A 24,603-nucleotide genomic window follows, 5' to 3' on the forward strand; every position below is an offset into this window, starting at 1 on the left:
CCCGCACCGACGTACGTTCGTACCTTCCGAAGGAGCCTTTATGAGTGAGCCGGTCGTCGTCGTGGGCGCCGGGCCCGCCGGTCTGATGCTCGCCTGCGAGCTGGCGATGCGCGACGTGCCCGCGGTCCTTGTGGACGTCCACCCCGCGCAGCGCGCCGAGGCTCCGGCCATGGCGATCAACGCGGGCACGCTGGAGATGCTGGACCAGCGCGGCCTGGCCGCCGGGCTGCGGGAAGGCACGGTGACCTTCCCCGAGGTGCGGTTCGCGGACCTGCGCCTGGCCTTCGAGAAGGTCCAGGGGCCGCGCGAGCCCACCCACATGGTGCTGCAGTCCCGGCTGGAGAAGGTGCTGATCGACCGCGCGGTCGAACTCGGCGTCGACCTGCGCTGGGCCACCCGCCTGACCGGCTTCGAGGAGGCCGCCGACGGGTCCGGCATCACCGTCACGCTGGCCTCCGAGGCCGGCGGGGAGACGCTGCGCTGCCGGTACCTCGTCGGCTGCGACGGGCGGGACAGCGTCGTCCGCGAGGGCGCGGGCATCGACTACGTCGGCGACGACTGGGTGATCGTCCGCGGCATCGTCGGCGACGTCGCGATCAACCGCGAGGACGTGGCCCGCGAGCAGTACGGCCTGTCCTACACCGACAACGGCGACCAGTTCCTCGGCGCCCCGCTGAGCCCCGACGTCATGCGCGTCTTCAGCGCCGAGTTCTCCACCGAGCCGCCGGAGTTCGAGGACGGCCCCGCGACGCTGGAGCAGCTCAGCGACACCGTCGAGCGGCTCACCGGCAAGGAGCTGAAGGCCACCGAGGCGCACTGGCTGCGGCACTACTCGATCGTCACCCGCAACGCCGAGCAGTACCGCAAGGGCCGGGTGTTCCTCGCCGGCGACGCGGCGCACGTCCACTACCCGTACAACGGGCAGGGCATCGGCACCGCCATCGGCGACGCGGTCAACCTCGGCTGGAAGATCGCCGCCGAGGTGCACGGCTGGGCGCCGGAGGCGCTGCTCGACTCGTACCACGACGAGCGGCACCTCGCGGGCCGGCTGGCCTGCATGAACATCCAGGCGCAGCTCGCCCTCCTCTACCCGCGCCCGCTCGCCCGCTACATGCGGGAGATGATGGCCGAGTTCCTGAAGTTCGACGACGTGAACGTGTTCCTCGCCGAGCTGGTCACCAACCTCGGCCCGGCGGTCCCCATCGCCTACGACGGCGTGCCGAAGAGCGACGAGGACGACCGGCTGCTCGGCCGGCGGCTGCCGCAGGTGCGCATCAAGACCGCCGCCGGCGACATGGGAGTCGCCGAGACCCTGCAGTCCGGCCGCGGCGTGCTGCTGGACCTGTCCGGTGACGCCTCGGTGCAGGAGGAGAGCGGCTGGGCCGACCGGGTCGAGGTCGTCCGCGCCCAGCCCGTACCGGAGTTGCCGCGCACCCTGCTGCTGCGCCCCGACGGCTGCGTCGCCTGGCACGACGGCGGCGGCTGGGGCCAGGACGAACTGCGCATCGCGCTCCGGGCCTGGTTCGGCGCCCCCACCGCCTGACCGGATCCGGTACGCGCCCGGAGAGCGCGCGAGGCTCCGCGCCCCGCGCTCTCCGGGCGGCCCGCCGCCCATACGCCGAAGGGTGAGAACCGGGCAAGGGCGGCTTTAGGCCAACGGACCAGCATGACCGCGTCGGCGCCGGTGCCTGCTCTGCTGAGCGGGGCCCGGCGCTTTCGCCCAGCAGTACACCACCAGAAGGGACAGCAGTGCGCCCGACAGAGATCTCCTCCCGGCTGACCGCCGCCGGGGCTGCGGCCATCGTGCTCACCGTGCCGATCGGCGCGAGCCAGGCCCACGCCGCGGACACGCACAAGGCCGAGTGCATGACCATCTCCTTCATCGAGCAGTTGGTCACCACCGAGACCAAGGACGCGGCTCCGGTCGGTCCCAGTGTCGGCGACGTCGTGATCACCGAGGACGCGGTGCTGGACGACCAGCGCAACCGCATCGGCACCAACGACATCAAGGGCATCATCATCAAGAAGGACGCCGAGACGGGCGAGCTGTTCTCGTTCTCGGCCTCCGAGTACACCCTCGACGACGGCACCATCCACGTCGCGGGCCTGGTCAACCTGACCCAACTGGCCGCGGGCAAGGAGCAGAAGCTCCCGGCCTACGGCACCGGCGGCCGCTACGCCGGCAAGGTCGGCGAGCTGACGTGGACTCTCGTCAGCGAGACCGAGTCGCTCAACTCCATCGCGCTCTGCGACTGACGTCGCGGTCCGCAGCCGAACGACGGGCTGAGACCGGCGGGCACACCCCCGCCGGTCACTCCTGCCCGCCCCCGACCAGCAGAGCCCGGGAAGTGCGATGATCCTCGAACCTCAGGTGTGGGCCGCCGCCCCCTCGGACAGCTCAGGCAACTGGGCCACCGACCTCATGGAGAGCCTCGGCTCGCCCGGGGTCGCGATCGCCACCGGGCTGGAAAGCCTCTTCCCCACCGTGCCCAGCGAGCTGGTGCTGCTCCTCGGCGGGTACACGGCGCGCCTCGGCGACCTCAACTTCTTCGCGCTCGTCTGCTGGAGCACCATCGGGTCCGTCATCGGATCCGTCCTCCACTACTACGTCGGCGCGCTCCTCGGCAGACGCCGCACCCGCGCCATCTTCATCCGCTTCCCGCTGGTCCAGGAGTCCGACCTCGACCGCGCCGAGGGGTGGTTCGGCCGCTACGGCGCCAAGGCCGTGCTGGTCGGCCGGCTGATCCCCATCGTCCGCAGCTACGTCTCGCTCCCCGCCGGGATCGAGCGCATGGCGATGCCGCTGTTCGTGGCGTACACGGCGATCGGCTCGCTGGTGTGGAACCTCGTGCTGCTCACCGTCGGCTACGCGGTCGGCAGCAGTCACGACACCGTGGAGCAGTACGCCAACGGGTTCACCGCAGTCGTCGGCGCCATCCTCCTCGTGCTCGTCGTGCGGTTCGTCGTCGTCCGGCTGCGGGCCCGGCGCCGGGAGCGCAGCGAGGCCCCGGCGGAGTCGGCGTGACCTGCCCGTAAGCACTCAGCCCACGGTTAGGCCCTCTTTAGCCCGGCTGCCCAGCATGAGCCAGTACCGCGCCCGGTGTCGCCTCCGCGCGCCCGCCGGGCCCCCGACGGATCGGAGTGTGGACAGTGTCGGAACCGGCGGCCCAGGCCCTCGCGCGACCGGAAGGCCCGGCGTCCATCGCCGTGGTGGGGACGGCCTGCCGTCTCCCGCAGGCTGACACGCCCGAGGCGTTCTGGGAGCTGCTGCGCGACGGCCGCGACGCCGTCACCGGGCTCCCCGAAAGCCGACCCGACCTGCACGCACCGGGGGAACGGCAGAAGGCGCGCCGGGGCGCGTTCCTCGACCACGTCGACCTCTTCGACCCCGCCTTCTTCGGCATCGGCCCGCGCGAGGCCGCCGCCATGGACCCGCAGCAGCGCCTCGTGCTGGAGCTGGCCTGGGAGGCGCTCGAACGGACCGGCATCGTGCCCGCGTCGCTCGCCGGCACCCACACCGGGGTGTTCGTCGGCGCCATGGCCGACGACTACGCCCGGCTCACCCAGCAGCTCGGCCCGGCCGCCGTCGGCCAGCACACGGCGACGGGCCTGCACCGCGGCATCATCGCCAACCGCGTCTCGTACCTCCTCGGCCTCACCGGCCCCAGCATGTCCGTCGACACCGGGCAGTCCTCCTCCCTCACCGCCGTCCACCTCGCCTGCGAAAGCCTGCTGCGCGGCGAGGCGGACCTCGCCCTGGCCGGCGGCGTGAACCTCAACCTCACCGCCGACGGCTACGAGATCACCGAGAGCTTCGGCGCCCTGTCGCCCGACGGCCGCTGCCACACCTTCGACGACCGCGCCAACGGCTACGTACGCGGCGAGGGCGGCGGGCTCGTGCTGCTCAAGCGGCTCGCCGACGCCCTCGAAGACGGCGACCGCGTGCTCGGCGTCATCCTCGGCAGCGCCGTCAACAACGACGGCACCACGGACACCCTCACCACCCCGGGCAGCCGGGGCCAGACCGACCTGCTGCGACTGGCCTGCGACCGCGCCGGCGTCGTGCCCACCGACGTCCAGTACGTCGAACTGCACGGCACCGGCACCCGGCTCGGCGACCCCGTCGAGGCGACGGCACTCGGCGAGACCCTGGGCGCGGGACGCGGCGACGGGGACCGGCTGCGCGTCGGCTCCGCCAAGACCAACGTCGGCCACCTGGAAGGCGCCGCGGGCATCACCGGCCTGATCAAGACGCTGCTGAGCCTGCACCACCGGGAGCTGCCCCGCAGCCTCCACTTCCGCTCCGCCAACCCCGCGATCCCGCTCGCCGACCTCGGGCTGCGGGTGCAGGAGGAGCACGGGCCGTGGCCGCATGAGGACCGGCGGCTGATCGCCGGCGTCAGCTCGTTCGGGATGGGCGGGGCGAACGCCCACGTGGTGGTGGCGGAACCGCCGGCGCGGAGCGCTGACGCCGCGGTGGGGCCCGGTCGCGTAGGCACCGCGCAAGACGACCTCACGGAGGATGCGGCGCCCGCCACCGGCGCCGGCGTGCTGCCCTTCCTCCTCTCCGCCCGCAGCGCCGCCGCCCTGCGGGCCCAGGCGCGCCGGCTGCACGACCACCTGACCGCGCGTGGCGACGTCGCCCCTCCCGTCGACGTCGCCCGCGCCCTCGTCACCACCCGCGCGGCCTTCGAGTACCGGGCCGCCGTCCTCCCCGCCCTCACCCCCGCGGAGGCGGCGGCTCCGGCCGCCGGGGGGACGCTCGACGCCCTGCTCGCCGGCCTGGCTGCGCTCGCCGACGACACCCCCGCCGCCGGCGTCCTGCGCGGCACGGTCCGCGACGGCCGCGTCGCGCACCTCTTCGCCGGCCAGGGCAGCCAGCGCGCGGGCATGGGCCGCGAACTGCACGCGACCTGGCCGGTCTTCCGCGCCGCGCTCGACGAGCTGTGCACCGCGCTCGACGTCGCGCTCGCGCCGTACGTCGACAGCCCCCTGCGCGACGTGATGTTCGCCGAGGACGACCCGGAGCTGCACCGCACGGTCTACGCGCAGCCGGCGCTCTTCGCCTTCGAGGTCGCCCTCTTCCGGCTGCTGGAGAGCTGGGGCATGCGCCCGGACGCGGTGGCAGGACACTCCATCGGCGAACTCGCCGCCGCCCACGTCGCCGGGGTGCTCACGCTGCCCGACGCCTGCCGCCTGGTCGCGGCCCGCGGCGGGCTCATGCAGGCGCTGCCGGAAGGCGGCGCGATGATGTCCGTCCGCGCCCCGGCCGACGAGGTCGAGGCGCTGCTCACCGGCCCCGACGCCCTCCCCGGGCTGGACGTGGCCGCGGTCAACGGCCCCGCGGCCACGGTCGTTTCCGGCGCTGCGGAGGCGGTCGAGCGGCTGGCCGCGGTGTGCGCGAAGCGCGACTGGAAGACGCGCAGGCTGCGGGTGAGCCACGCCTTCCACTCCGCGCACATGGACGGCATGCTCGCCGACTTCGCCGCCGTCGCCGCCGAGCTGGACTTCCGGCCGCCGCGCATCCCGATCGTGTCCAACCTCGACGGCCAGGAGGTCGGCGCCGACGAGGTCTGCGACCCCGGCTACTGGGTGCGGCACGTCCGGCAGACCGTCCGCTTCCACGACGGCGTGCGCTGGCTGGGCGCGGCCGGCGTCACCACGCTCGTGGAGATCGGTCCGGACGGTGTCCTGTCCGCCATGGCCAAGGACTGCCTGCCGAGCGCCGTGACCGTACCGCTGCGCCGCGGCGGCACGCCCGAGGTGCGCGAGGTGCTGACGGCGGCCGTACGGGCCCATCTGCACGGCGTCGCCGTCGACTGGTCCGCCGTGTTCCAGGGCGCGGACGCCGGGCATGTCGACTTGCCGACGTACGCGTTCCAGCGCGAGCGCCACTGGCTCACGGGGGAGCGGCAGGCCCCGGCGGTACGCCCGGCCGACGACCCCGGCGGGGCCCGTACGGAATCGTCTGTCTCCTCCGCGCCGACGGCCCCCGCCGCCGGTACCGGCGGCGACCCGGCGGCGACCCTGGCGCTCGTCGTGGGCGAGGCCGCGGGTGTCCTCGGGTACGCCGACGCATCGGCTGTCGAGGTCCGGCGCGCCTTCCGCGACCTGGGCTTCGACTCGATCTCCGCCGTCACCCTCCGGGACCGGCTGGCCGACGCCACCGGCCTCGACCTGCCCAGCTCCGTCCTCTTCGACCACCCCACCCCCGAACGCCTTGCCGCCCACCTGCACGCCCGCCTCACCGGCGCCGACGACGGCGTCGTGACGACGGCCACCACCGTGGACGCGGACGATCCGGTCGTCGTGGTGGGGATGGCGTGCCGCTATCCGGGTGGTGTGACGTCGCCGGCGGAGCTGTGGGACCTGGTGTGGTCGGGGCGCGAGGGGATCTCGGAGTTTCCGGTGGATCGTGGCTGGGGCGCCGATCTTTTCGATGCGGACCCGGGTAAGTCGGGGAAGTCGTACGCGCGTCATGGTGGGTTTCTGCATGATGCGGGGGATTTCGATGCGGAGTTCTTCGGTGTCTCGCCGCGTGAGGCGCTGGCGATGGATCCGCAGCAGCGGTTGGTGCTTGAGGCGTCGTGGGAGGCGTGCGAGCGCGCTGGTGTCGACCCCGACAGCCTGCGCGGCAGCCGCACCGGCGTCTACATCGGCGCCACCGCGCAGGAGTACGGGCCCCGGCTCGCCGACGGGCACGACGGCCACGACGGGCACCTGCTCACCGGCACCACGGTCAGCGTGCTGTCGGGGCGGGTGGCGTACGCGTTCGGTCTTGAGGGCCCGGCGGTGACGATCGACACCGCGTGCTCGTCGTCGCTCGTCGCGCTGCACCTGGCGGCGCAGGCGCTGCGGAACGGGGAGTGCGACCGGGCGCTCGTCGGCGGCGTCACGGTCATGGGCTCGCCCGGGATGTTCCTGGAGTTCTCGCGGCAGCGGGGGCTGTCGCCGGACGGCCGGTGCAAGGCGTTCGCGGAGGGCGCGGACGGTACGGGCTGGGCCGAGGGCGTGGGGCTGCTGCTGGTGGAGCGGCTGTCGGAGGCGCGGCGGCAGGGGCACGAGGTGCTGGCGGTGCTCCGGGGCTCGGCGGTGAACCAGGACGGTGCGTCGAACGGTCTGACCGCGCCCAACGGGCCTTCCCAGCAGCGGGTCATCCAGCAGGCGCTGGCCGGCGCGGGACTCGTCGCAGGGCAGGTCGACGCCGTCGAGGCGCACGGGACCGGCACCAAGCTCGGCGACCCGATCGAGGCTCAGGCGCTGCTCGCGACGTACGGGCGAGAGCATTCGGCGGAACGGCCGCTGTGGCTGGGGTCGTTGAAGTCCAACATCGGGCACACGCAGGCCGCGGCCGGTGTCGCGGGCGTCATCAAGATGATCGAGGCGATGCGGCGCGGGTCCCTGCCGCAGACATTGCACGTCGATCAGCCCACCACGCACGTGGACTGGGACGCGGGTGCGGTCTCCTTGCTGACGGAGGCGCGGGAGTGGCCGGAGACGGGGGAGCCGCGGCGGGCGGCTGTGTCGTCGTTCGGGATCAGCGGCACGAACGCGCACGTGATCCTGGAGGCGGCACCGGAGGAGGAGCCGGCGACTGCCGAGCGGTCCGGTGTGCTTCCGGTGGTGCCGTGGGTGGTGTCGGCGCGTAGCGCGGAGGCGTTGCGGGAACAGGCCGCGCGGCTGGGGGAGTTCCTGGCGGCGGGCGGGGGAGAGGTGTCTCCCGTCGACGTGGGGCTCTCGCTGCTGTCGCGGTCGACGGGCGACTACCGGGCCGTGGTGGCGGGTTCCGACATCGAGGAGTTGACGAGGGCGCTGGCGCGGGTGGCGGCGGACGACTCCGAGCGGTCCCCGGCTTCGGTGGGCGGTGGTGTGGGTCTTCTGTTCACCGGTCAGGGTGCGCAGTGGCCGGGGATGGGTGCGGGGCTGACGGGTTTTGCGGTCTTCCGGGAGGCGTTCGAGGAAGTCTGTGCCGGGTTCGACGGGCTGCTGAGCCGCCCGCTGGGCGAGGTGCTGGCCGACACCGGTTCCGACGGGCTCATCCATCGCACGGAGTTCACGCAGCCGGGGTTGTTCGCGTTCGAGGTGGCGATGTTCCGCCAGTTGTGTGCGTGGGGTGTGGAGCCGGGCGTGCTGGTGGGGCATTCGGTGGGCGAGCTGGCCGCCGCGCACTGCGCGGGCGTGTGGTCGCTCGAAGACGCCTGCCGTCTGGTGGCTGCGCGTGGACGGTTGATGGATGCGCTGCCGGCGGGTGGTGCGATGGTGTCGCTGCGCGGCAGCTTGGGCGAGGTTCACGCCCTGCTGGAGGGCAGTTCTCAGGTCGACGTGGCGGCGGTCAACGGGCCGCGTTCGGTGGTGATTTCCGGTGATGAGCGGGAGATCGAAGGGCTGGTGTCCCGCTGGGAGGCGGGTGGCGGCCGGGCCCGTCGGCTGCGGGTGTCCCACGCCTTCCACTCGCCTTTGATCGAGCCGATGCTGGCCGGCTTCCGCCGGGTGGCCGAGGACGTCGAGTACCACCGGCCTTCCCTGACACTGGTCTCGAACGTCACGGGCCAACTCGCCGACGCGGAGACCGTCTGCGATCCCGAGTACTGGGTCCGGCACGTACGCCACGCCGTCCGCTTCGCAGAGGGCGTGCAGTCGGCAGCTCGTACGGGCGTCTCCGTTTTCGTGGAGGTGGGGCCCGCCCCGGTGCTGACCGCCATGGGACAGGAATGCCTTCCGGACGCGCCCGTCAATTGGGTCGCCCTCTCCCGCGCGCCCCGGGAAGAAACCAAAGAATCGCGGATCGAACAATCTGCGAAGGCAAACGAAGAATTTGCGCACGAGGACGTGCGTGCCGCCGGTGTGCTGATGTCCGGCGTGGGCGCCGCGTTCTCCGCGGGCGCGCGCGTGGATTGGCGCGCGGTGTTCGGCGGCGTCGGCGGACGGCCGGTCGCGCTGCCGACGTACGCCTTCCAGCGGCGCCACTACTGGCTGTCCGGGTCGGCGGTGAGCGGTGACCCGGCGGGTCTCGGTCTCGGTGCGTTCGGGCATGGGCTGCTGGGTGCGGCGGTGACCGTGGCGTCGTCCGGTGCGGTGGTGCTGACCGGTCGTATCTCGCGCGCCCGCGACGGCTGGCTGACGGGGCATCGGATCCAGGGCCGTGTGCTGGTCCCCGGGGCCGCGCTGGTGGAGATGGCGCTGAGGGCCGGAGACGAGGCCGGGTGTCCGGTCCTCGAAGACCTCACTCTCGAAGCGCCGTTGGAGCTGCCGGAGACCGGGGGCGTGCAGATCCAGGTCACCGTCGACCCGGCAGAGGATCGCGGATCGGCTCGTACGGTCACGGTGCACGCCCGCCCCGACGACGACCCGGACCGCCCCTTCACCCGGCACGCCACCGGCCGCCTCACCCCCGTCATCGATGACGCGGCCGGCGAGCCGTGGCAGGGCGCATGGCCGCCCGCCGGGGTCGAAGGCGCAGACCTGGCAGGCGCATACGACCGGCTGGCCGAGCTTGGTTACGACTACGGCTCCGGCTTCCAGGGCCTGACCGCGCTGTGGCAGGACGGCTCGACCCGCTACGCCGAGGTCGTACTGCCCGAGGAGCACAGCGGGGAACACGGCCCCGATTCCTTCGGGCTTCACCCCGCCCTCCTCGACGCCGCCCTCCACACCCTCCTCGTCGACAGCGGCGACAGCCCTGACGCGGGCATCCGTGTGCCGTTCTCGTGGTCCAAAGTGGCGCTGCACGCCACCGCCGCCACCCACCTGCGCGTCAAGGCCGCCACCGTCGGCCCCGACACCGTCGAACTCACCCTCTTCGACGCCGAAGGCGGTCCGGTCGCCGAGATCGGCGAGCTGACGCTCCGTACGCTCGCGGCCGAGCCCCAGGCCACCGCCGACCTCTACACCCTGCGCTGGACCCCGCAGCAACTCCCCGCCGCCGCAACGGACCTCACCGGCTGGGCCACCCTCGGCCCCGCCGCGCCGGTCCCCGACACCGCCGCCCGGCACCACCCCGACCTCACCGCTCTCCTCGCCGCCGACCAGCAGCCCACCGCCGTCGTCTATGCCCCCGGCCCCGGCGACGCCACCCCCGCCGCCGCCCACCTGGCAGTACACGACCTGCTCACCCTGCTTCAGCACTACCTCGCCGAACCCCGGCTCACCGACACCCCCCTCGTCCTCCTCACCCGCCACGCCCACACCGCCGAGCCCGACCCCGTCCACGCGGCGCTCTGGGGCCTGGCCCGTACGGCGCAGGGCGAGCAGCCGGACCGTATCCACCTCCTCGACACCGACGACCACCCCGACACCCGCACCCACCTCCCGAGCGCCCTCGCCCACGCGCTCACCACTCCCCAACTCGCCCTTCACGTCGGCACCCCGCACACCCCGCACCTCACCCACCTGCCGCCCCCGGGCGACGCAGGACAGGCACTCGGCCGCCGCAACGGCACCGTGCTGATCACCGGCGGGGCCGGGGCGCTGGGCGGGCTGGTCGCCCGTCACCTGGTGGCGACGCACGGCGTACGGCACCTGCTGCTCGCCGGCCGCCGCGGTATCGACACGCCCGGAGCCTCCGAATTGCAGGAGGAACTGCGGGCCGCCGGTGCCGAGGCCACGTTCGCCCGCTGCGACCTCACCGACCGCGACGCCGTGGCCCGGATGCTCGCCGGCCTTCCCGGCGACCGGCCGCTGACCGCGGTCATCCACGCCGCAGGCGTCGTCGCCGACGCCACGATCGCGTCCCTCACGCCCGAGGCGCTGCGCGACGTCCTGGCCCCCAAGATCGACGCCGCGACGCACCTCGACGAGCTGACGCGCGACCTCGATCTCGACGCCTTCGTCCTCTTCTCCTCGATCGCCGGCGTGCTCGGCACCCCCGGCCAGGGCAACTACGCCGCGGCCAACGCCTGGCTCGACGCCCTGGCCGCCCGCCGCCGGGCCCAGGGGCTGGCGGGACAGGCCCTCGCGTGGGGCCTGTGGGGCGACGTCGGCGGGAACGGCGGCATGGGCGCCGCACTCGGCGAGGCCGAACTCGCGCGCTGGCACCGCAGCGGCATCGCCCCGCTGACGCCGGAGCTGGGGCTCGCTTCCTTCGACGCGGCCCTGCGCACCCGTACGCCGAACGTCATCCCCGTACGCATGGACCTCCCCGCGCTTCGCGCGCAGGCCGAGGTCGGCGAAGTCCCGTACCTCCTCCGCGACTTCGCCCCCCGCCGCCGCGCCCGCCGGGTGGCGGCGGCCGGGACGGCGGCCGGCACGTCCGCCCTCGCCGCCCGGCTGGCGGGGCTCGACGCGGAGGCACAGGACGCCGAACTGGTCGGGCTCGTCCGCACCCAGGCCGCGCTGGTCCTGGGCTACGACGACGCGGCAGCCGTCGACGCCGAGCAGGACTTCAAGGCACTCGGCTTCGACTCCCTGACCGCCGTCGAGCTGCGCAACCGCGTCAATGCCGCGGCGGGCGTGCGCCTCGCCCCCACGGTCGTCTTCAACTACCCCACCCCCGCGGGCCTCGCCCGCCACCTGCGCGACGAAGTACTCGGAGCCGTCACCGCCTCCGCCGCGACGGCGCCCGTGACCGCCGTGAATGCGGACGACCCCGTGGTCGTCGTGGGGATGGCGTGCCGCTATCCGGGCGGCGTGACCTCTCCGGCGGAGCTGTGGGACATGGTCTGGTCCGGCGGCGAGGGGATCTCGGAGTTTCCGGCGGATCGTGGCTGGGGCGCCGATCTTTTCGATGCGGACCCGGGTAAGTCGGGGAAGTCGTACGCGCGTCATGGTGGGTTTCTGCATGATGCGGGGGATTTCGATGCGGAGTTCTTCGGTGTCTCGCCGCGTGAGGCGCTGGCGATGGATCCGCAGCAGCGGTTGGTGCTTGAGGCGTCGTGGGAGGCGTGCGAGCGCGCTGGTGTCGACCCCGACAGCCTGCGCGGCAGCCGCACCGGCGTCTACGTCGGCGTCATGTACCACGACTACGTGCCCCGCATGTCGACCGAGCGACAGGAGATCGAGGGCTACGCGCTGACGGGGAACCTGTCGAGCGTGCTGTCGGGCCGGGTGGCGTACGCGTTCGGGCTCGAAGGCCCGGCGATGACGATCGACACCGCGTGCTCGTCGTCGCTCGTCGCGCTGCACCTGGCGGCGCAGGCGATGCGGAACGGGGAGTGCGACCGGGCGCTCGTCGGCGGCGTCACCGTGATGGCGACGCCGAACACCTTCGTGGAGTTCTCGCGGCAGCGGGGGTTGTCGCCGGACGGTCGTTGCAAGGCGTTCGCGGAGGGCGCAGACGGTACGGGCTGGAGCGAGGGCGTGGGGCTGCTGCTGGTGGAGCGGCTGTCGGAGGCGCGGCGGCAGGGGCACGAGGTGCTGGCCGTGCTCCGCGGCTCCGCCGTCAACCAGGACGGTGCGTCCAACGGGCTGACCGCACCCAACGGGCCCTCCCAGCAGCGGGTTATCCAGCAGGCACTGGCCGGCGCGGGGCTGAGCGCAGGGCAGGTCGACGCGGTCGAGGGCCACGGGACCGGGACCAAGCTCGGCGACCCGATCGAGGCCGAAGCGCTGCTGGCGACGTACGGGCGGGAACACTCCGACGAGCGGCCGCTGTGGCTCGGCTCGATCAAGTCCAACCTCGGGCACACGCAGGCCGCGGCCGGTGTCGCGGGCGTCATCAAGATGATCGAGGCGATGCGGCACGGCGCGCTGCCGCAGACCCTGCACGTGGACACGCCGAGCACCCATGTCGACTGGGACGCGGGTGCGGTCTCCTTGCTGACGGAGGCGCGGGAGTGGCCGGAGACGGGGGAGCCGCGCCGGGCCGCGGTGTCGTCGTTCGGGATCAGCGGCACGAACGCGCACGTGATCCTGGAGCAGCCGGCAGCCGAGCCGGTGCGCGAGGAGCCGGGTTCTGCTGTGCTTCCGGCGGTGCCGTGGGTGGTCTCGGCGCGTAGCGCGGAGGCCCTGCGGGAACAGGCGGCGCGGCTGGCGGAGTTCGTCGCGGCCGCCGGGGGAGAGGTGTCTCCGGTCGACATCGGTTCGTCGCTGCTGTCGAGGGCGACGGGCGACTACCGAGCCGTGGTCGTCGGCGCCGACGCGGACGAACTCGGCGCCGGACTGGCGCGGTTGGCCGAGGAGGAGGCCACGCCGGTGGCGCCGGGCGGTGGTGTGGGTCTTCTGTTCACCGGTCAGGGTGCGCAGTGGTCGGGGATGGGTGCGGGGCTGACGGGTTTTGCGGTCTTCCGGGAGGCGTTCGAGGAGGTCTGTGCCGGGTTCGACGGGCTGCTGAGCCGCCCGCTGGGCGAGGTGCTGGCCGACACCGGTTCCGACGGGCTTATCCATCGCACGGAGTTCACGCAGCCGGGGTTGTTCGCGTTCGAGGTGGCGATGTTCCGCCAGTTGTGTGCGTGGGGTGTGGAGCCGGGCGTGCTGGTGGGGCATTCGGTGGGCGAGCTGGCCGCCGCGCACTGTGCGGGCGTGTGGTCGCTCGAAGATGCGTGCCGTCTGGTGGCTGCGCGTGGACGGTTGATGGATGCGCTGCCGGCGGGTGGTGCGATGGTGTCGCTGCGGGGCAGCTTGGGCGAGGTTCACGGCCTGCTGGAGGGCAGTTCTCAGGTCGACGTGGCGGCGGTCAACGGGCCGCGTTCGGTGGTGATTTCCGGTGATGAGCGGGAGATCGAAGGGCTGGTGTCCCGCTGGGAGGCGGGTGGCGGCCGGGCCCGTCGGCTGCGGGTGTCCCACGCCTTCCACTCGCCTTTGATCGAGCCGATGCTGGCCGGCTTCCGCCGGGTGGCCGAGGACGTCGAGTACCACCGGCCTTCCCTGACACTGGTCTCGAACGTCACGGGCCAACTCGCCGACGCGGAGACCGTCTGCGATCCCGAGTACTGGGTCCGGCACGTACGCCACGCCGTCCGCTTCGCGGACGGCGTGCAGGCCGCCGCCCGGAGTGGCGTGTCGACGTTCATCGAGGTCGGGCCCGCCCCCGTCCTGACCGCCATGGGACAGGAATGCCTCCCGGACGAGCCGATCCAGTGGATCGCCCTCTCCCGCGCACCGCGCGACGAGGAGCCGAACGACGCGGCAGATTCCCGTGCCGCGGGCATGCTGATGTCCGGTGTGGGCTCCGCCTACGCGGCCGGGGTGCGGGTGGATTGGCGCGCGGTGTTCGCCGGGTCCGGCGGACGGCCGGTCGCGCTGCCGACGTACGCGTTCCAGCACAGTCGCTACTGGCTCTCCGGTCCCGTCTCCGCGGGTGACCCGGCGACGCTCGGCCTGGGTGCGTTCGGGCATGGGCTGCTGGGCGCGGCGGTGACCGTGGCGTCGTCCGGTGCGGTGGTGCTGACCGGTCGTATCTCGCGCGCCGGCGACGGCTGGCTGACGGGGCATCGGATCCAGGGCCGTGTGCTGGTGCCGGGAGCGGCGCTGGTGGAGATGGCGCTGCGGGCCGGAGACGAGGCCGGGTGTCCGGTCCTCGAAGACCTCACTCTCGAAGCGCCGTTGGAGCTGCCGGAGACCGGCGGTACGCAGATCCAGGTCACCGTCGACCCCGCTGAGGACGACGGATCGGCTCGTACGGTCAGCGTGCACGCCCGCACCGACGACGACCCCGACCGCCCCTTCACCCGGCACGCCACCGGCCGCCTCACCCCCGCCGCCGACACGAACGGCGAGCCGTGGCAGGCCGCATGGCCCCCCGCGGGCGCCACGAGCGTGGACCTCACCGACACGTACGACTGGCTGGCGAAGCAGGGCTACGAGTACGGCTCCGGCTTCCGCGGCCTGACCGCGCTGTGGCAGGACGGCTCGACCCGCTACGCCGAGGTCGTACTGCCCGAGGAGCACAGCGGGGAACACGGCCCCGATTCCTTCGGGCTTCACCCCGCCCTCCTCGACGCCGCCCTCCACACCCTCCTCGTCGACAGCGGCGACACCCCCGACGCGGGCATCCGTGTCCCGTTCGCCTGGTCCAAGGTGGCGCTGCACGCCACCGCCGCCACCCACCTGCGCGTCAAGGCCGCCACCGCAGGTCCCGACACCGTCGAACTCACCCTGTACGACACGCAGGGCGGCCTCATCGCCGAGGTCGGCGAGCTGACCCTGCGCACCCTGCCCGCCGGCCCCCGGCCGACCGGCATCCCCGACCACCTCTACACCCTGCGCTGGACCCCGCAGCAACTCCCCGCCGACGCAACGGACCTCACCGGCTGGGCCACCCTCGGCCCCGCCGCGCCGGTCCCCGACACCGCCGTCCGGCACCACTCCGGCCTGGCCGACCTCCTCGCCGCCGACGACCAGCCCACCGCCGTCGTCTATGCCCCCGGCCCCGGCGACGCCACCCCCGCCGCCGCCCACCTGGCAGTACACGACCTGCTCACCCTGCTTCAGCAGTACCTCGCCGAACCCCGGCTCACCGACACCCCCCTCGTCCTCCTCACCCGCCACGCCCACGCCCTGCCCACCGACCCCGACCCCGCCACCGACCCCGCGCACACCGCGCTGTGGGGCCTGGCCCGCTCCGCGCAGGCCGAACACCCGGGCCGTATCCACCTCGTCGACACCGACGACCACCCCGACACCCGCACCCACCTCCCGAGCGCCCTCGCCCACGCACTCACCAACCCCCAACTCGCCCTCCACCACGGCACCGCCCACACCCCCCTCCTCACCCACCTCCGCGACGATCCGCCGCTGACCCCGCCCGCCGACGCGGGCGCCTGGCGGCTGGACACCGCCACCCCCGGCACCATCGAGTCCCTGCAACTGCTGTCCCACCCCGAGGCGTTGGCGCCGCTCGCCCCCGGCACGGTGCGGGTGTCCGTACGCGCCGCCGGGCTCAACTTCCGCGACGTGCTCATGGCGCTCGGGATGTACCCCGGCGAGCAGATCATGGGCAGCGAGGGCGCCGGCGTCGTCACCGAGGTCGGCGCCGGCGTGACGGACCTCGCGCCCGGCGACCGGGTGCTCGGTCTGCTCCCGCACTCCTTCGGCCCGCTCGCGGTCGCCGACCGGCGCATGCTGGCCCCGATGCCCGAGGGCTGGACCTTCGCGCAGGCCGCCGCCGTGCCCGTGGTCTACCTCACCGCGTACTACGGCCTGCGCGACCTGGGCCGGCTGGCCAAGGGTGACGCGGTGCTCGTGCACGCGGCCACCGGCGGCGTCGGCATGGCGGCCGTCCAACTGGCGCGGCACTGGGGCGCGGACGTGTACGCCACCGCCAGCCCGCCGAAGCAGGGGCTGCTGCGCGAGCTGGGGCTGCCGGAGGAGCGGATCGCGTCCTCCCGCGACCTCGACTTCGTCGAGCGGTTCCGGCGCGCCTCCGGCGGCGCCGGCATGAACGTCGTCCTCAACTCGCTGGCCCGGGAGTTCGTGGACGCCTCGCTTGAACTGCTTCCCGCGGGCGGGCGGTTCGTGGAGATGGGCAAGACCGACATCCGGGCTGCCGCCGACGTCGCGGAGCGGCACCCGGGGGTCGCGTACCAGGCGTTCGACCTGATGGAGGCGGGCCCCGACCGGATCCGCGAGATGCTCGCCGAGATCGTCATGCTGCTGGAGTCGGACGTGCTCACCCCGCTGCCGCTGCGCACCTGGGACGTACGGCGCGCGCCCGAGGCGTACCGCTTCATGAGCCAGGCCCGGCACGTCGGCAAGATCGTGCTGACCGTGCCGGCGCCGCCGGACCCGGCCGGCACGGTGCTGGTCACCGGCGGCACGGGCGCGCTGGGCGCGCAGGTCGCGCGCCATCTGGCGACGGTCCACGGCGTACGGCACCTGCTGCTCACCAGCCGCCGCGGGATGGACGCACCAGGGGCCGCGGCGCTACGCGACGAGCTGGCCGGTCTCGGGGCCGAGGCCACCGTCGCCGCGTGCGACGTGTCGCGGCGCGAGGACGTCGTGCGGCTCCTGGCCGGCGTACCGGCGGAGCACCCGCTCACCGCCGTCGTGCACGCGGCGGGCGTGACCGCGGACGGCACCGTCGAGACGCTCGACGCCGCCGCCGTCGACCGGGTGTTCGCGCCCAAGGTGGACGCGGTCGCGCACCTGGACGAGCTGACCCGCGGTCACGACCTCAGCGGCTTCGTGCTGTTCTCGTCCATCGCGGGCACCCTCGGCACGGCGGGACAGGGCAACTACGCCGCCGCCAACGCCTGGCTGGACGGGCTGGCGCAGCGCAGGCAGGCCCAGGGCCACCCGGCGGTCTCGCTCGCCTGGGGCTACTGGGCCGAGGAGAGCGAGCTGTCCGGCCACCTCAGCGACGCGGACGTGGCCCGGCTGAGCCGCACCGGCATCCTGCCGCTGGCCACCGACGAGGGCCTGGCGCTGCTCGACGAGGCCATGGCGCTGGGCGACGCCGCCGTCGTGCCGGCGCGGCTGAGCACGCGCGCCGAGGAGGGCGTGGCGGTGCCGGCGGTGCTGAGGCAGGTGGTCAGGCCGGCGCGGCGCACCGTCGCGGCGGATGACTCGCCTTCCTCGGGCGGGTCGCGGGCACAGCTCGCCGAGCTGCCGGCGGCGGAGCGGGCGGAGGCACTGGTGCGGCTCGTACGTACGCACGCGGCCGCGGTGCTCGGGCACGGCTCGGCCAACTCCGTACCGCGCGAAGCCGCGTTCAAGACCATCGGCTTCGACTCGCTGGCCGCCGTGGAGCTGCGCAACCGGCTCAACGCCGCGACCGGCCTGCGGCTCCCGGCCACGGCCGTCTTCGACAATCCGACCGCGGAGGCGCTCGCCGCCCTGATCGACGGGGAGCTGCCGGGTGCGCCGGCCGCGGCGGCCCCGGCGGATGCCGGGGCGGGGAGCCTGGGTGAGCTGGAGGACATGCTGGCCGCGGGCACGCTCGACGAGCAGGAGCAGGCGCGGCTCGCCGCGCGGCTGAAGGCCCTGCTGTGGCAGCTCGAAGACGTGCGGCAGGGCGGAGCCGAGGAGGCCGGTCCGGCCGCCGAGGAGCCCGGCGGCGCGCTGGACGCGGCGAGCGACGAGGAGATGTTCGCGATGATCGACCGGGAGCTGGGCCGGGACTGACTCCCGCGCCCCTCCCGGCCGGTGGACCGGGGCGGAAGAAAAGACCGCCGGCCCGCGACGAGAGTACGCGGGCCGGCGGAGCAGGCGGCGGGGACGGTGAACCCCGCGGGCGGTACGGAGAGGGTCAGGTACTCGGGGCGGGAGAGGCCGGGTCCCGGGCGTCGACCGCCTCGTGCACGGCCTCCTCGCCGACGGCCTCCTCCTGCGCGGCAGGTTCCTCGGCGGCAGGCTCCTCGGACGACTCCGCCGCGGCCGGCTCGGTGACGCCCGCCTTCCCGGCCGCAGCCGTCTCGGGGGCCGCCTCCGGCGCGTACGCCTCCAGGAAGTCCTTGAGCTCGGACAGCACGTCTGCCGCCTCCGCCCCGTCGATCACCCGGTGGTCGAATGCGAGGCTCAGCCGCATCACCGGCGCCACCACGACGGCGCCGTCCCTGACCACCGGGCGGTCCACGATCCGCCCGAGGCCCAGCGTGACGGTCGTGCCGCCGACGGAGTGGAAGCCGTCCACCGCGCGGTGGCCCAGCGACGTGACGGCGACGGTGCCCCGCAGCTCGGGGCGGTGCGCGAACGACCGCGTGGCCAGCCGGAACAGCGTGCGGCCCACCGGCACGGGCAGCCGGTGCAGCTTGCGTACCGCCTCGAACTCCGGCATGGTCTCGGGGTCTCCGTCGCGCAGCCGGTCCACGTGCTGCTGCACGTCGTCCAGGCTCGACTGCTCCAGCTTCGGCACGACCGAGGACAGCACCACGCGGCGCCCGCCCAGGGTCTTGTCCAGCGTCACCTTGCCGCCGACGGTCGCGTAGCGCGCGACCTTGGGGCGGAGCCGGCCGCGGATGGCCGCGTTGGCCTCCGGGTGCGCGGCCAGCACGCTGCCGGACGCCTTGAGGACGTACGAGACCACCGAGTACCGGCGGCCGTCCCGCCTGGCCCCCGCCCGGTGCTCCTGCACCCGGCTCATGTCCACCTCGGTGTCGAGGAAGACCGGCGCCGTGGCCCGTATCTCGTCGCAGTGGTAGAGCGTGTGGCGGCGCTCGGCGGGGAAGCGGCTGACGCTCACGCCGCGACCGCCGCCTTGTGGATGCCGCTGAGGCTGCCGGCCTCCAGCAGGTCCGGCAGCGACACGCTGCGGCCGGTGCGGCGTTCGATGGCCGCCGTCAGCCAGAGCAGGTGCACCGAGTCCCAGCCGGCGATCTCGTCCAGAGGCCGGTCGGCGTCCTCGACGGACACCGGCAGGCCCAGTTCGTCGCGGATCAGCACCACAAGATCGTCGATGGTCGTCATGAAGCGGGCACTACCTTTCGGGGGTGGGTCAACGGGGCTGCGGCGCGGGCGCGTTCGTGAACGCCCTGATGTCGCGCAGGAGGGCGGTGGCGACGGCCCGCTCCGCGCCGTCGAGGTAGAAGTGGCCACCGGGGAACCGCTCGATGCGGAACGCGCCGGAGGTCAGCGGCTCCCAGGCCGCCGCCTCGTGCTCGGTCACCTTCGGGTCCGCGGTGCCGGTGAAGACGCTGACGGGGCAGCGCAGCAGGAAGCTCCGGTCGTAGCGGTACGTCTCCACGGCGGTGTAGTCGGCGCGCAGCGCCGGCAGGATCATGGCGCGCATGTCCGGGTCGGCGAGGATCTGCGGGTCGGTGCCGCTCAGCTTGGTGATCTCGTCGATGAGCCCGTCGTCGTCGCGCTGGTGCACGGTCTCGACGCGCGGCGTCGCCGGCGAGTGCCGGCCCGAGGCGACCAGCCCGAGGGGCGGGTTGGCGCCGTCGCGCTCCAGCCGGGCGGCGGTCTCGAAGCCGACGACCGCGCCCATGCTGTGCCCGAAGAGGACCAGCGGCAGGTCGGTCAGCGGCCTGAGCGCGGCGGCCACGCGGTCGGCGAGGGTACGGACGTCGCGCAGCGGCTGCTCGTGCCTGCGGTCGTGCCGGCCCGGGTACTGCACGGCCACGAACTCGACCGACGGCGGCAGTTCCCGCTGCAGCGGGAAGAACGTGGTTGCCGCGCCGCCCGCGTGGGGCAGGCAGACAAGCCGTACGTCCGGCTGCCGGGCCGTGCCGAAGCGGCGCAGCCACGTCTCGTCGAACGGGATCTCAGTGGGCACCGTGCCAACGCCTTCCCGCGCTCTCCCGGGTGCGAGAGGCGGCACACGGTGGAGAGCGCACCTTGAGCACTCCGACTCGTTTGTGAACCGCGACGCTACGGACACCGGTTGAAAGCCCGACAAAGAGCTTCTAAAGAGGTACGGGACCGGGAGACGGTGCCGCGGGGCGCGGTGTCGGCCGCGCCCCTGCGGCGTGCGGTGGTCAGGGCGGGATGCTCTTCAGCCGCGTGCCGATGTCGGCACGCTGGGAGATGCCGAGCTTCTGGTAGATGCGGGTGAGGTGCTGCTCGACGGTGCTCACGGTGATGTGGAGCCGGTTCGCGACCTGACGGTTGGTCAGGCCCTTGGCGACGAGCGCGGCCACGCGGTGCTCGGCCCTGGTGAGCAGCCTCTCCTTGCCCAGGGCGTCGTGCACGGCCTTGCTCGTCCGCTCCGGTACCGGCGTGCGCGCCACGGCGTGGTCGGGCAGGCAGTTGCGGGCGATGTGCGCCCCCGCGGCCTGCGCCCTGGCGGCCCAGGACTCGTGACCGAGCCCGCGCAGCGCGACGCCGAGCTCGTGCAGCGTACGTGCCTGGTCCAACCGGTCGCCGGTGGCGAGGAGTTCGTCGATCGCCCGGAACAGCAGCCCGGGGCGCTTGTGCGGCGGCGCCAGCCGGGCCCGTAGCCGCAGCACCATCGCGTGGTCGCGACCGCCGTGGCCGGGCGCGCGCGCGGTGTGCTCGTCGAGCATGCGGGCGGACATCTGGCTGTCGCCCAGGTGCAGCCACGCCTGGGCGACGTAGAGCCGCCAGGGCACCAGCGTGGGGTGGTCGACCAGGCTGCGCTCGGCCACCTTCCCGATCCGCAGGAAGTCCGCGAGCGCCGAGTGCGGCCTGTTCGTGGCGAGGTGGAAGCAGCCGCGGATGCACAGGTAGCTCAGCCAGTAGACGCTCTTCTCCCACGCCGGGGGAATCGGCTTGGCGAACACCCGCGCCACCTCGTCGTAGCGCCCCATCTCCATGTGCAGCGCGGCGAGTACGGCCTCGGCCGCGCACGCGTATCCCGTGCTGCGCTCGGTGATGACGCTCTCCACCAGCCGGACGCAGTCCAGGCCCGCGGCCAGCTTGCCCTGCCGCAGCGCGATGATCGCCTGCTGGAGCGAGAAGATGGCCTGCCAGCCGGGTGCGTCCCGGCTCGCAGACTCCTTGACCAGCCACTCGCACCACTGCCAGGCCGCGTCGAGCCGGTCGGCGATGACGAGGGCCTTGATCGAGCTGGCCAGCGACCAGACCGTGGCGTCGGAGAGGGTCGAGACCTCCAGCAGGTTCTCGGCGGCGGCGGCCCAGTCGCCGCGTCCGCCGAAGAGGAACGAGCCCTCGAAGGTCTGGAACAAGGAGGTCGCCGACGCGTACGGGCTCCGCGCGCCGCCGTCGGCGGGCGGGAGGCGCGCGGTCTGCGCGGCCCCTTCCTGCCCGTCCTCCTGCCCGGATGAGTGCTGGCTGTACCAGGCCCACAGCCACGCGATGCTGGGATGATCTCCGGCGCGTACGTCGGCGGCGCTCGACTCGGCGCCCTGCCGCTGCAGCACGGCGAACGCCTCCTGGACCTTGCCGTAGCTGAAGAGCAGGTCCGCGAGCCCGTCGTACGCCGTGCTCGGCATCTTGTCCGCGTGGAAGGCACTGAGCAATGCGGTCAGATGCCGGATTTCCGTGGCCGCGGGGCTGATGCGCTGCGTGATGAGCGCCAGGCGCATGTATATCTCGATACGGTCCGGGCTGCTCGGGCTGTTTTCCAGCGCCAGTTCGAGATACCTGACGGCCAGCCGGATGTTTTCCTGTCCGATGGCCGTCTCCGCGGCGTCGCGCAACGCGGACCGCTGCCACGCCTCCGCCGCGTGCCGGGCGGCGAGGAGATGCCGGGCCACTTCCGTGGTGGGACTTCCGGCATTGTTCTGGACCACGGCGGCGCGCCGGTGCAATTCGTTTCGCTGCAGGGTGCCCAGGTCCGCAAGAATTTCCCGGGGAGCGCTCTCGTGCCGGAAATTCGTACCGTCCAGGAGGCCGGAGTGGCGCAGCGCCTCCAACTGCTGGTCCATGACGGCCGGTGAAATACGGGTCATGCCCGCCAGCAGCTCGGGCGCCGCGGAATCCCCGAGAACGGAGATCAGCCGCCCCAGCTCGACGGCGGTGGCGCCGCTGCGGTAAAGGCAGGACACGACGGCACGGCCGTACATGCCCAGCTCCGCCGCGGACTCCGCGCCCGTCGGCCGGGCCTCCATGTCCTCGTCGCGCAGATCCTCAAGCAGCGCGCGCAGCAGCAGCGGGCTGCCGCCGCTGAGGTGGTGCAGCAGCTCGATCCACTGCTCGTGCGGGCGGTTCACCCGCGTCGTGACCGCCGCCCGCACCCCGCGCTCGTCCAGCGGTCCCAGGTGGATGCGCTGGGCGTTCGGCCGCCGCAGCAGCTCCGTCTTGACCGGCTGGTCGCGATGGCGCAGGTGCGGGCAGTGGGACAGCAGGATGAGGGTGCGTCGGCTGCGGTGCCAGCCGACCGCCTGGAGCAGGAAGTCCAGCTCGGCCCAGGGGATGTCCTGCACGTCGTCGATGCTGATCACCACCGCGCCGTTCTCCGCGACATGCGGCAGCGCGGCACTGAACTGCAGCGCGGGCGTGGCCCCCGCGGGGCCCTCGCCGGGCGGCGGGGCGGGCACTTGCGCGACGAGCTGCTGGAACAGAGAGATGGGCGGATGCGCCGCGGTGCTCCTGCCCTGGACGCTGAGGATGGTCGCGCCCATGTCGGCCGCGTGTTCTGTGATGGCGTGTAAAAGCGCACTCTTGCCGCAACCCACGCCGCCTTCGATCAGAATTGTGCGCGACATTCCGTGGAGACAGCGAGAGAAAGCAGACCGCAGCGCCTCGAATTCGGCCGCACGGATGACGAAAGCCATACCGGATTACTCACCTCCCGTTGGCGCAATTGATTCGTCGTGAGAATCAACGCACCTGAGCAAGTCCAGGTCATACGGCGCTCAGGGGAAGCGCCGTACCGCGTATTCGGTTAGTAGTTTCACAGGTCGAGTTTGGTTACGCAAGGCCGGGTTTTCTCAGGTCGCGAGATAATGCCTAGGTCCGTTTTGCGTCATTCATCCCGGCCTTGTTGTGGTGCTGCGGAGTATACATCCCCTGGGACAATCGCATCGGTCCGCGAGCGCCGCTCCCGACTTACGGGAGCGAAGGCGGGCGTACCGGACGGGGCGTGAGCCCCCGGAGTGCGCCCGCGGGTCCCATCGTGGCGCCGCGGCCGGTCCGCAGGGGGGTGGCGCAGCGAGATTTTGGCGGGACTTTGGCGCCGCGCAACATTCTGCCCGGATGGTTGCTGCCCTTGCCTGGCTGCTGCGCGCGCTGCAGGAAGCCTTGACGTCGCTCGGTCGGGTCTGGTTCTTCATCCCGCCCCCGCCCCCCGCTCAGCCCCCCGCGCCACCCCCACCCCCACCGGGCCCCGTCCCAGGCCACCCCGAACGCCTGCGCCCCGACCTCCCGCTCACGGAGCAAGAGGAAGCCCTGCGCCGCCAGTTGGACGACATAGCCCTGCCCGACGCCATCGGCGAGGAGAAAAGCCCGGGCGCGTAACCGCCCGGGCGCCGGCGGTCAGGCAGCGGGAAGGGCCCGGACGAGGGCGGAGGAGCCGCCGTACGCGGCGGGGGTAAGGGGAAGCCCCGGCCGGAGGGGGGATCCGACCGGGGCGGTCCGGGGCGGATACGGAGGGCGGTCGCCTCGCGGCGAAAGGCTCCATGGGGCTTCAGCCGAACGATCTTCCCCACAGGCGAGAGGTGAGGCCCGGGGACACTGTTCCCTCCGTACCCACACCGTCTTCAACGGGAGGGGACCTCCGGTTGTTCCATGCCCCCGCCCGGGAGGGTGTGAAGCGCGACACAGCCGTGCTGCGGCGTCAGTCCAGCCAGCGGCCCCCGCGCATCAGCTCGCGCCCCGGCAGCTCGTTCACCTCGCGCCACGCCTGGATCCGCCGCGGGTTGATCCGGAACCAGCGGTACCGGGCGGCCAGCCCTCGCGGGTCGAACCCCGAGCTCGCCGCGAAGCGGTCCCCGTGCTCCCGCGGCAGCGCGTCCAGTTCGAAGACCTCGACCTCGCCGTCGATCATCGTCACGTCCCGCGTCGGCCCCAGCGCCAGCCGCGCGGCCCCGGTTGCGGCCAGGTTCCTGCCGGTCGGGCTCTCCGCCGGTGTCGCCACCCACAGCGCCTCGCCGTCCCAGGAGAACGACAGCGGTACGAGATACGGCACGCCGTCCGGCGTGGCGCTCGCCACCCAGACGTCGACGTCGTGAGCCAGCCGGTGCTCGGTGTCCCGGCGGCGCAGCGCGCGGGTGCGGGGCTCGGCGGGGTGCGTGGCTGCGGTCATCTCTCGCTCCTGGTCGTCGTGAGGCTCGTACGCGATCCGCCTCGGCCGAATCCGCACCGGGCCGATCGCCGCCACCCCAGCCTCGCCCCGCCCACCCCCGCACCGCCTCCGTGCTGACCACG

Annotated in this window: 10 protein-coding genes; 5 read left to right on the top strand and 5 right to left on the bottom strand. The window is 73.3% G+C overall.

Going from position 1 to position 24,603, the window contains the following annotated elements; all coding sequences use genetic code 11:
* Positions 1 to 40: 40 nt before the first annotated feature.
* The 4 genes from CXR04_RS33995 (at position 41) to CXR04_RS34010 (ending at position 17,997) form a co-directional block, all read left to right on the top strand.
* A complete protein-coding gene (locus tag CXR04_RS33995) occupies positions 41 to 1,543 on the top strand; it encodes an FAD-dependent monooxygenase (RefSeq protein ID WP_101426020.1) in 1,503 nt (500 codons plus the stop codon).
* Positions 1,544 to 1,749: 206 nt separating this feature from the next.
* Entirely contained in the window at positions 1,750 to 2,256 is a 507-nt protein-coding gene (locus CXR04_RS34000) for an allene oxide cyclase barrel-like domain-containing protein (protein WP_101426021.1), read from the top strand.
* 97 nt (positions 2,257 to 2,353) lie between these two features.
* Positions 2,354 to 3,025, top strand: a complete 672-nt coding sequence (locus CXR04_RS34005) for a DedA family protein (protein WP_101426022.1) — start codon at positions 2,354 to 2,356, stop codon at positions 3,023 to 3,025.
* 125 nt (positions 3,026 to 3,150) lie between these two features.
* Positions 3,151 to 17,997, top strand: a complete 14,847-nt coding sequence (locus CXR04_RS34010) for a type I polyketide synthase (RefSeq protein WP_234380637.1) — start codon at positions 3,151 to 3,153, stop codon at positions 17,995 to 17,997.
* 124 nt (positions 17,998 to 18,121) lie between these two features.
* On the opposite strand, the gene CXR04_RS34015 is transcribed toward CXR04_RS34010, so the two are convergent.
* The 4 genes from CXR04_RS34015 to CXR04_RS34030 form a co-directional block, all read right to left on the bottom strand.
* Positions 18,122 to 19,054: a 2-oxo acid dehydrogenase subunit E2 gene (locus CXR04_RS34015; RefSeq protein ID WP_101426023.1), complete on the bottom strand. Its 933-nt coding sequence runs from the start codon at positions 19,052 to 19,054 to the stop codon at positions 18,122 to 18,124.
* Positions 19,051 to 19,278: an acyl carrier protein gene (locus tag CXR04_RS34020; RefSeq protein WP_047014281.1), complete on the bottom strand. Its 228-nt coding sequence runs from the start codon at positions 19,276 to 19,278 to the stop codon at positions 19,051 to 19,053. The genes CXR04_RS34015 and CXR04_RS34020 overlap by 4 nt, the downstream gene beginning before the upstream one ends.
* Before the next feature lie 28 nt (positions 19,279 to 19,306).
* A complete protein-coding gene (locus CXR04_RS34025; RefSeq protein ID WP_234380639.1) occupies positions 19,307 to 20,089 on the bottom strand; it encodes a thioesterase II family protein in 783 nt (260 codons plus the stop codon).
* Between the two features lie 202 nt (positions 20,090 to 20,291).
* Positions 20,292 to 23,012, bottom strand: a complete 2,721-nt coding sequence (locus tag CXR04_RS34030; protein ID WP_101426025.1) for a LuxR family transcriptional regulator — start codon at positions 23,010 to 23,012, stop codon at positions 20,292 to 20,294.
* Between the two features lie 421 nt (positions 23,013 to 23,433).
* Between CXR04_RS34030 and CXR04_RS34035 the strand changes: the two genes are divergently transcribed.
* A complete protein-coding gene (locus tag CXR04_RS34035; protein WP_101426026.1) occupies positions 23,434 to 23,694 on the top strand; it encodes a DUF6059 family protein in 261 nt (86 codons plus the stop codon).
* A gap of 319 nt (positions 23,695 to 24,013) precedes the next feature.
* Here CXR04_RS34035 and CXR04_RS34040 read toward each other — a convergent pair whose 3' ends face one another.
* A complete protein-coding gene (locus tag CXR04_RS34040; protein ID WP_101426027.1) occupies positions 24,014 to 24,481 on the bottom strand; it encodes a pyridoxamine 5'-phosphate oxidase family protein in 468 nt (155 codons plus the stop codon).
* Positions 24,482 to 24,603 lie beyond the last annotated feature (122 nt).

The sequence above is a fragment of the Streptomyces sp. CMB-StM0423 genome (genome assembly GCF_002847285.1).
Classification (GTDB): Bacteria; Actinomycetota; Actinomycetes; order Streptomycetales; family Streptomycetaceae; genus Streptomyces.

Bases quoted from the DNA above. Each gene is read 5' to 3' on its own strand.
- CXR04_RS33995 (WP_101426020.1), top strand. From the start codon at position 41: ATGAGTGAGCCGGTCGTCGTCGTGGGCGCCGGGCCCGCCGGTCTGATG.
- CXR04_RS34005 (WP_101426022.1), top strand. From the start codon at position 2,354: ATGATCCTCGAACCTCAGGTGTGGGCCGCCGCCCCCTCGGACAGCTCA.
- CXR04_RS34020 (WP_047014281.1), bottom strand. From the start codon at position 19,278: ATGACGACCATCGACGATCTTGTGGTGCTGATCCGCGACGAACTGGGC.
- CXR04_RS34030 (WP_101426025.1), bottom strand. From the start codon at position 23,012: ATGGCTTTCGTCATCCGTGCGGCCGAATTCGAGGCGCTGCGGTCTGCT.
- CXR04_RS34035 (WP_101426026.1), top strand. From the start codon at position 23,434: ATGGTTGCTGCCCTTGCCTGGCTGCTGCGCGCGCTGCAGGAAGCCTTG.
- CXR04_RS34040 (WP_101426027.1), bottom strand. From the start codon at position 24,481: ATGACCGCAGCCACGCACCCCGCCGAGCCCCGCACCCGCGCGCTGCGC.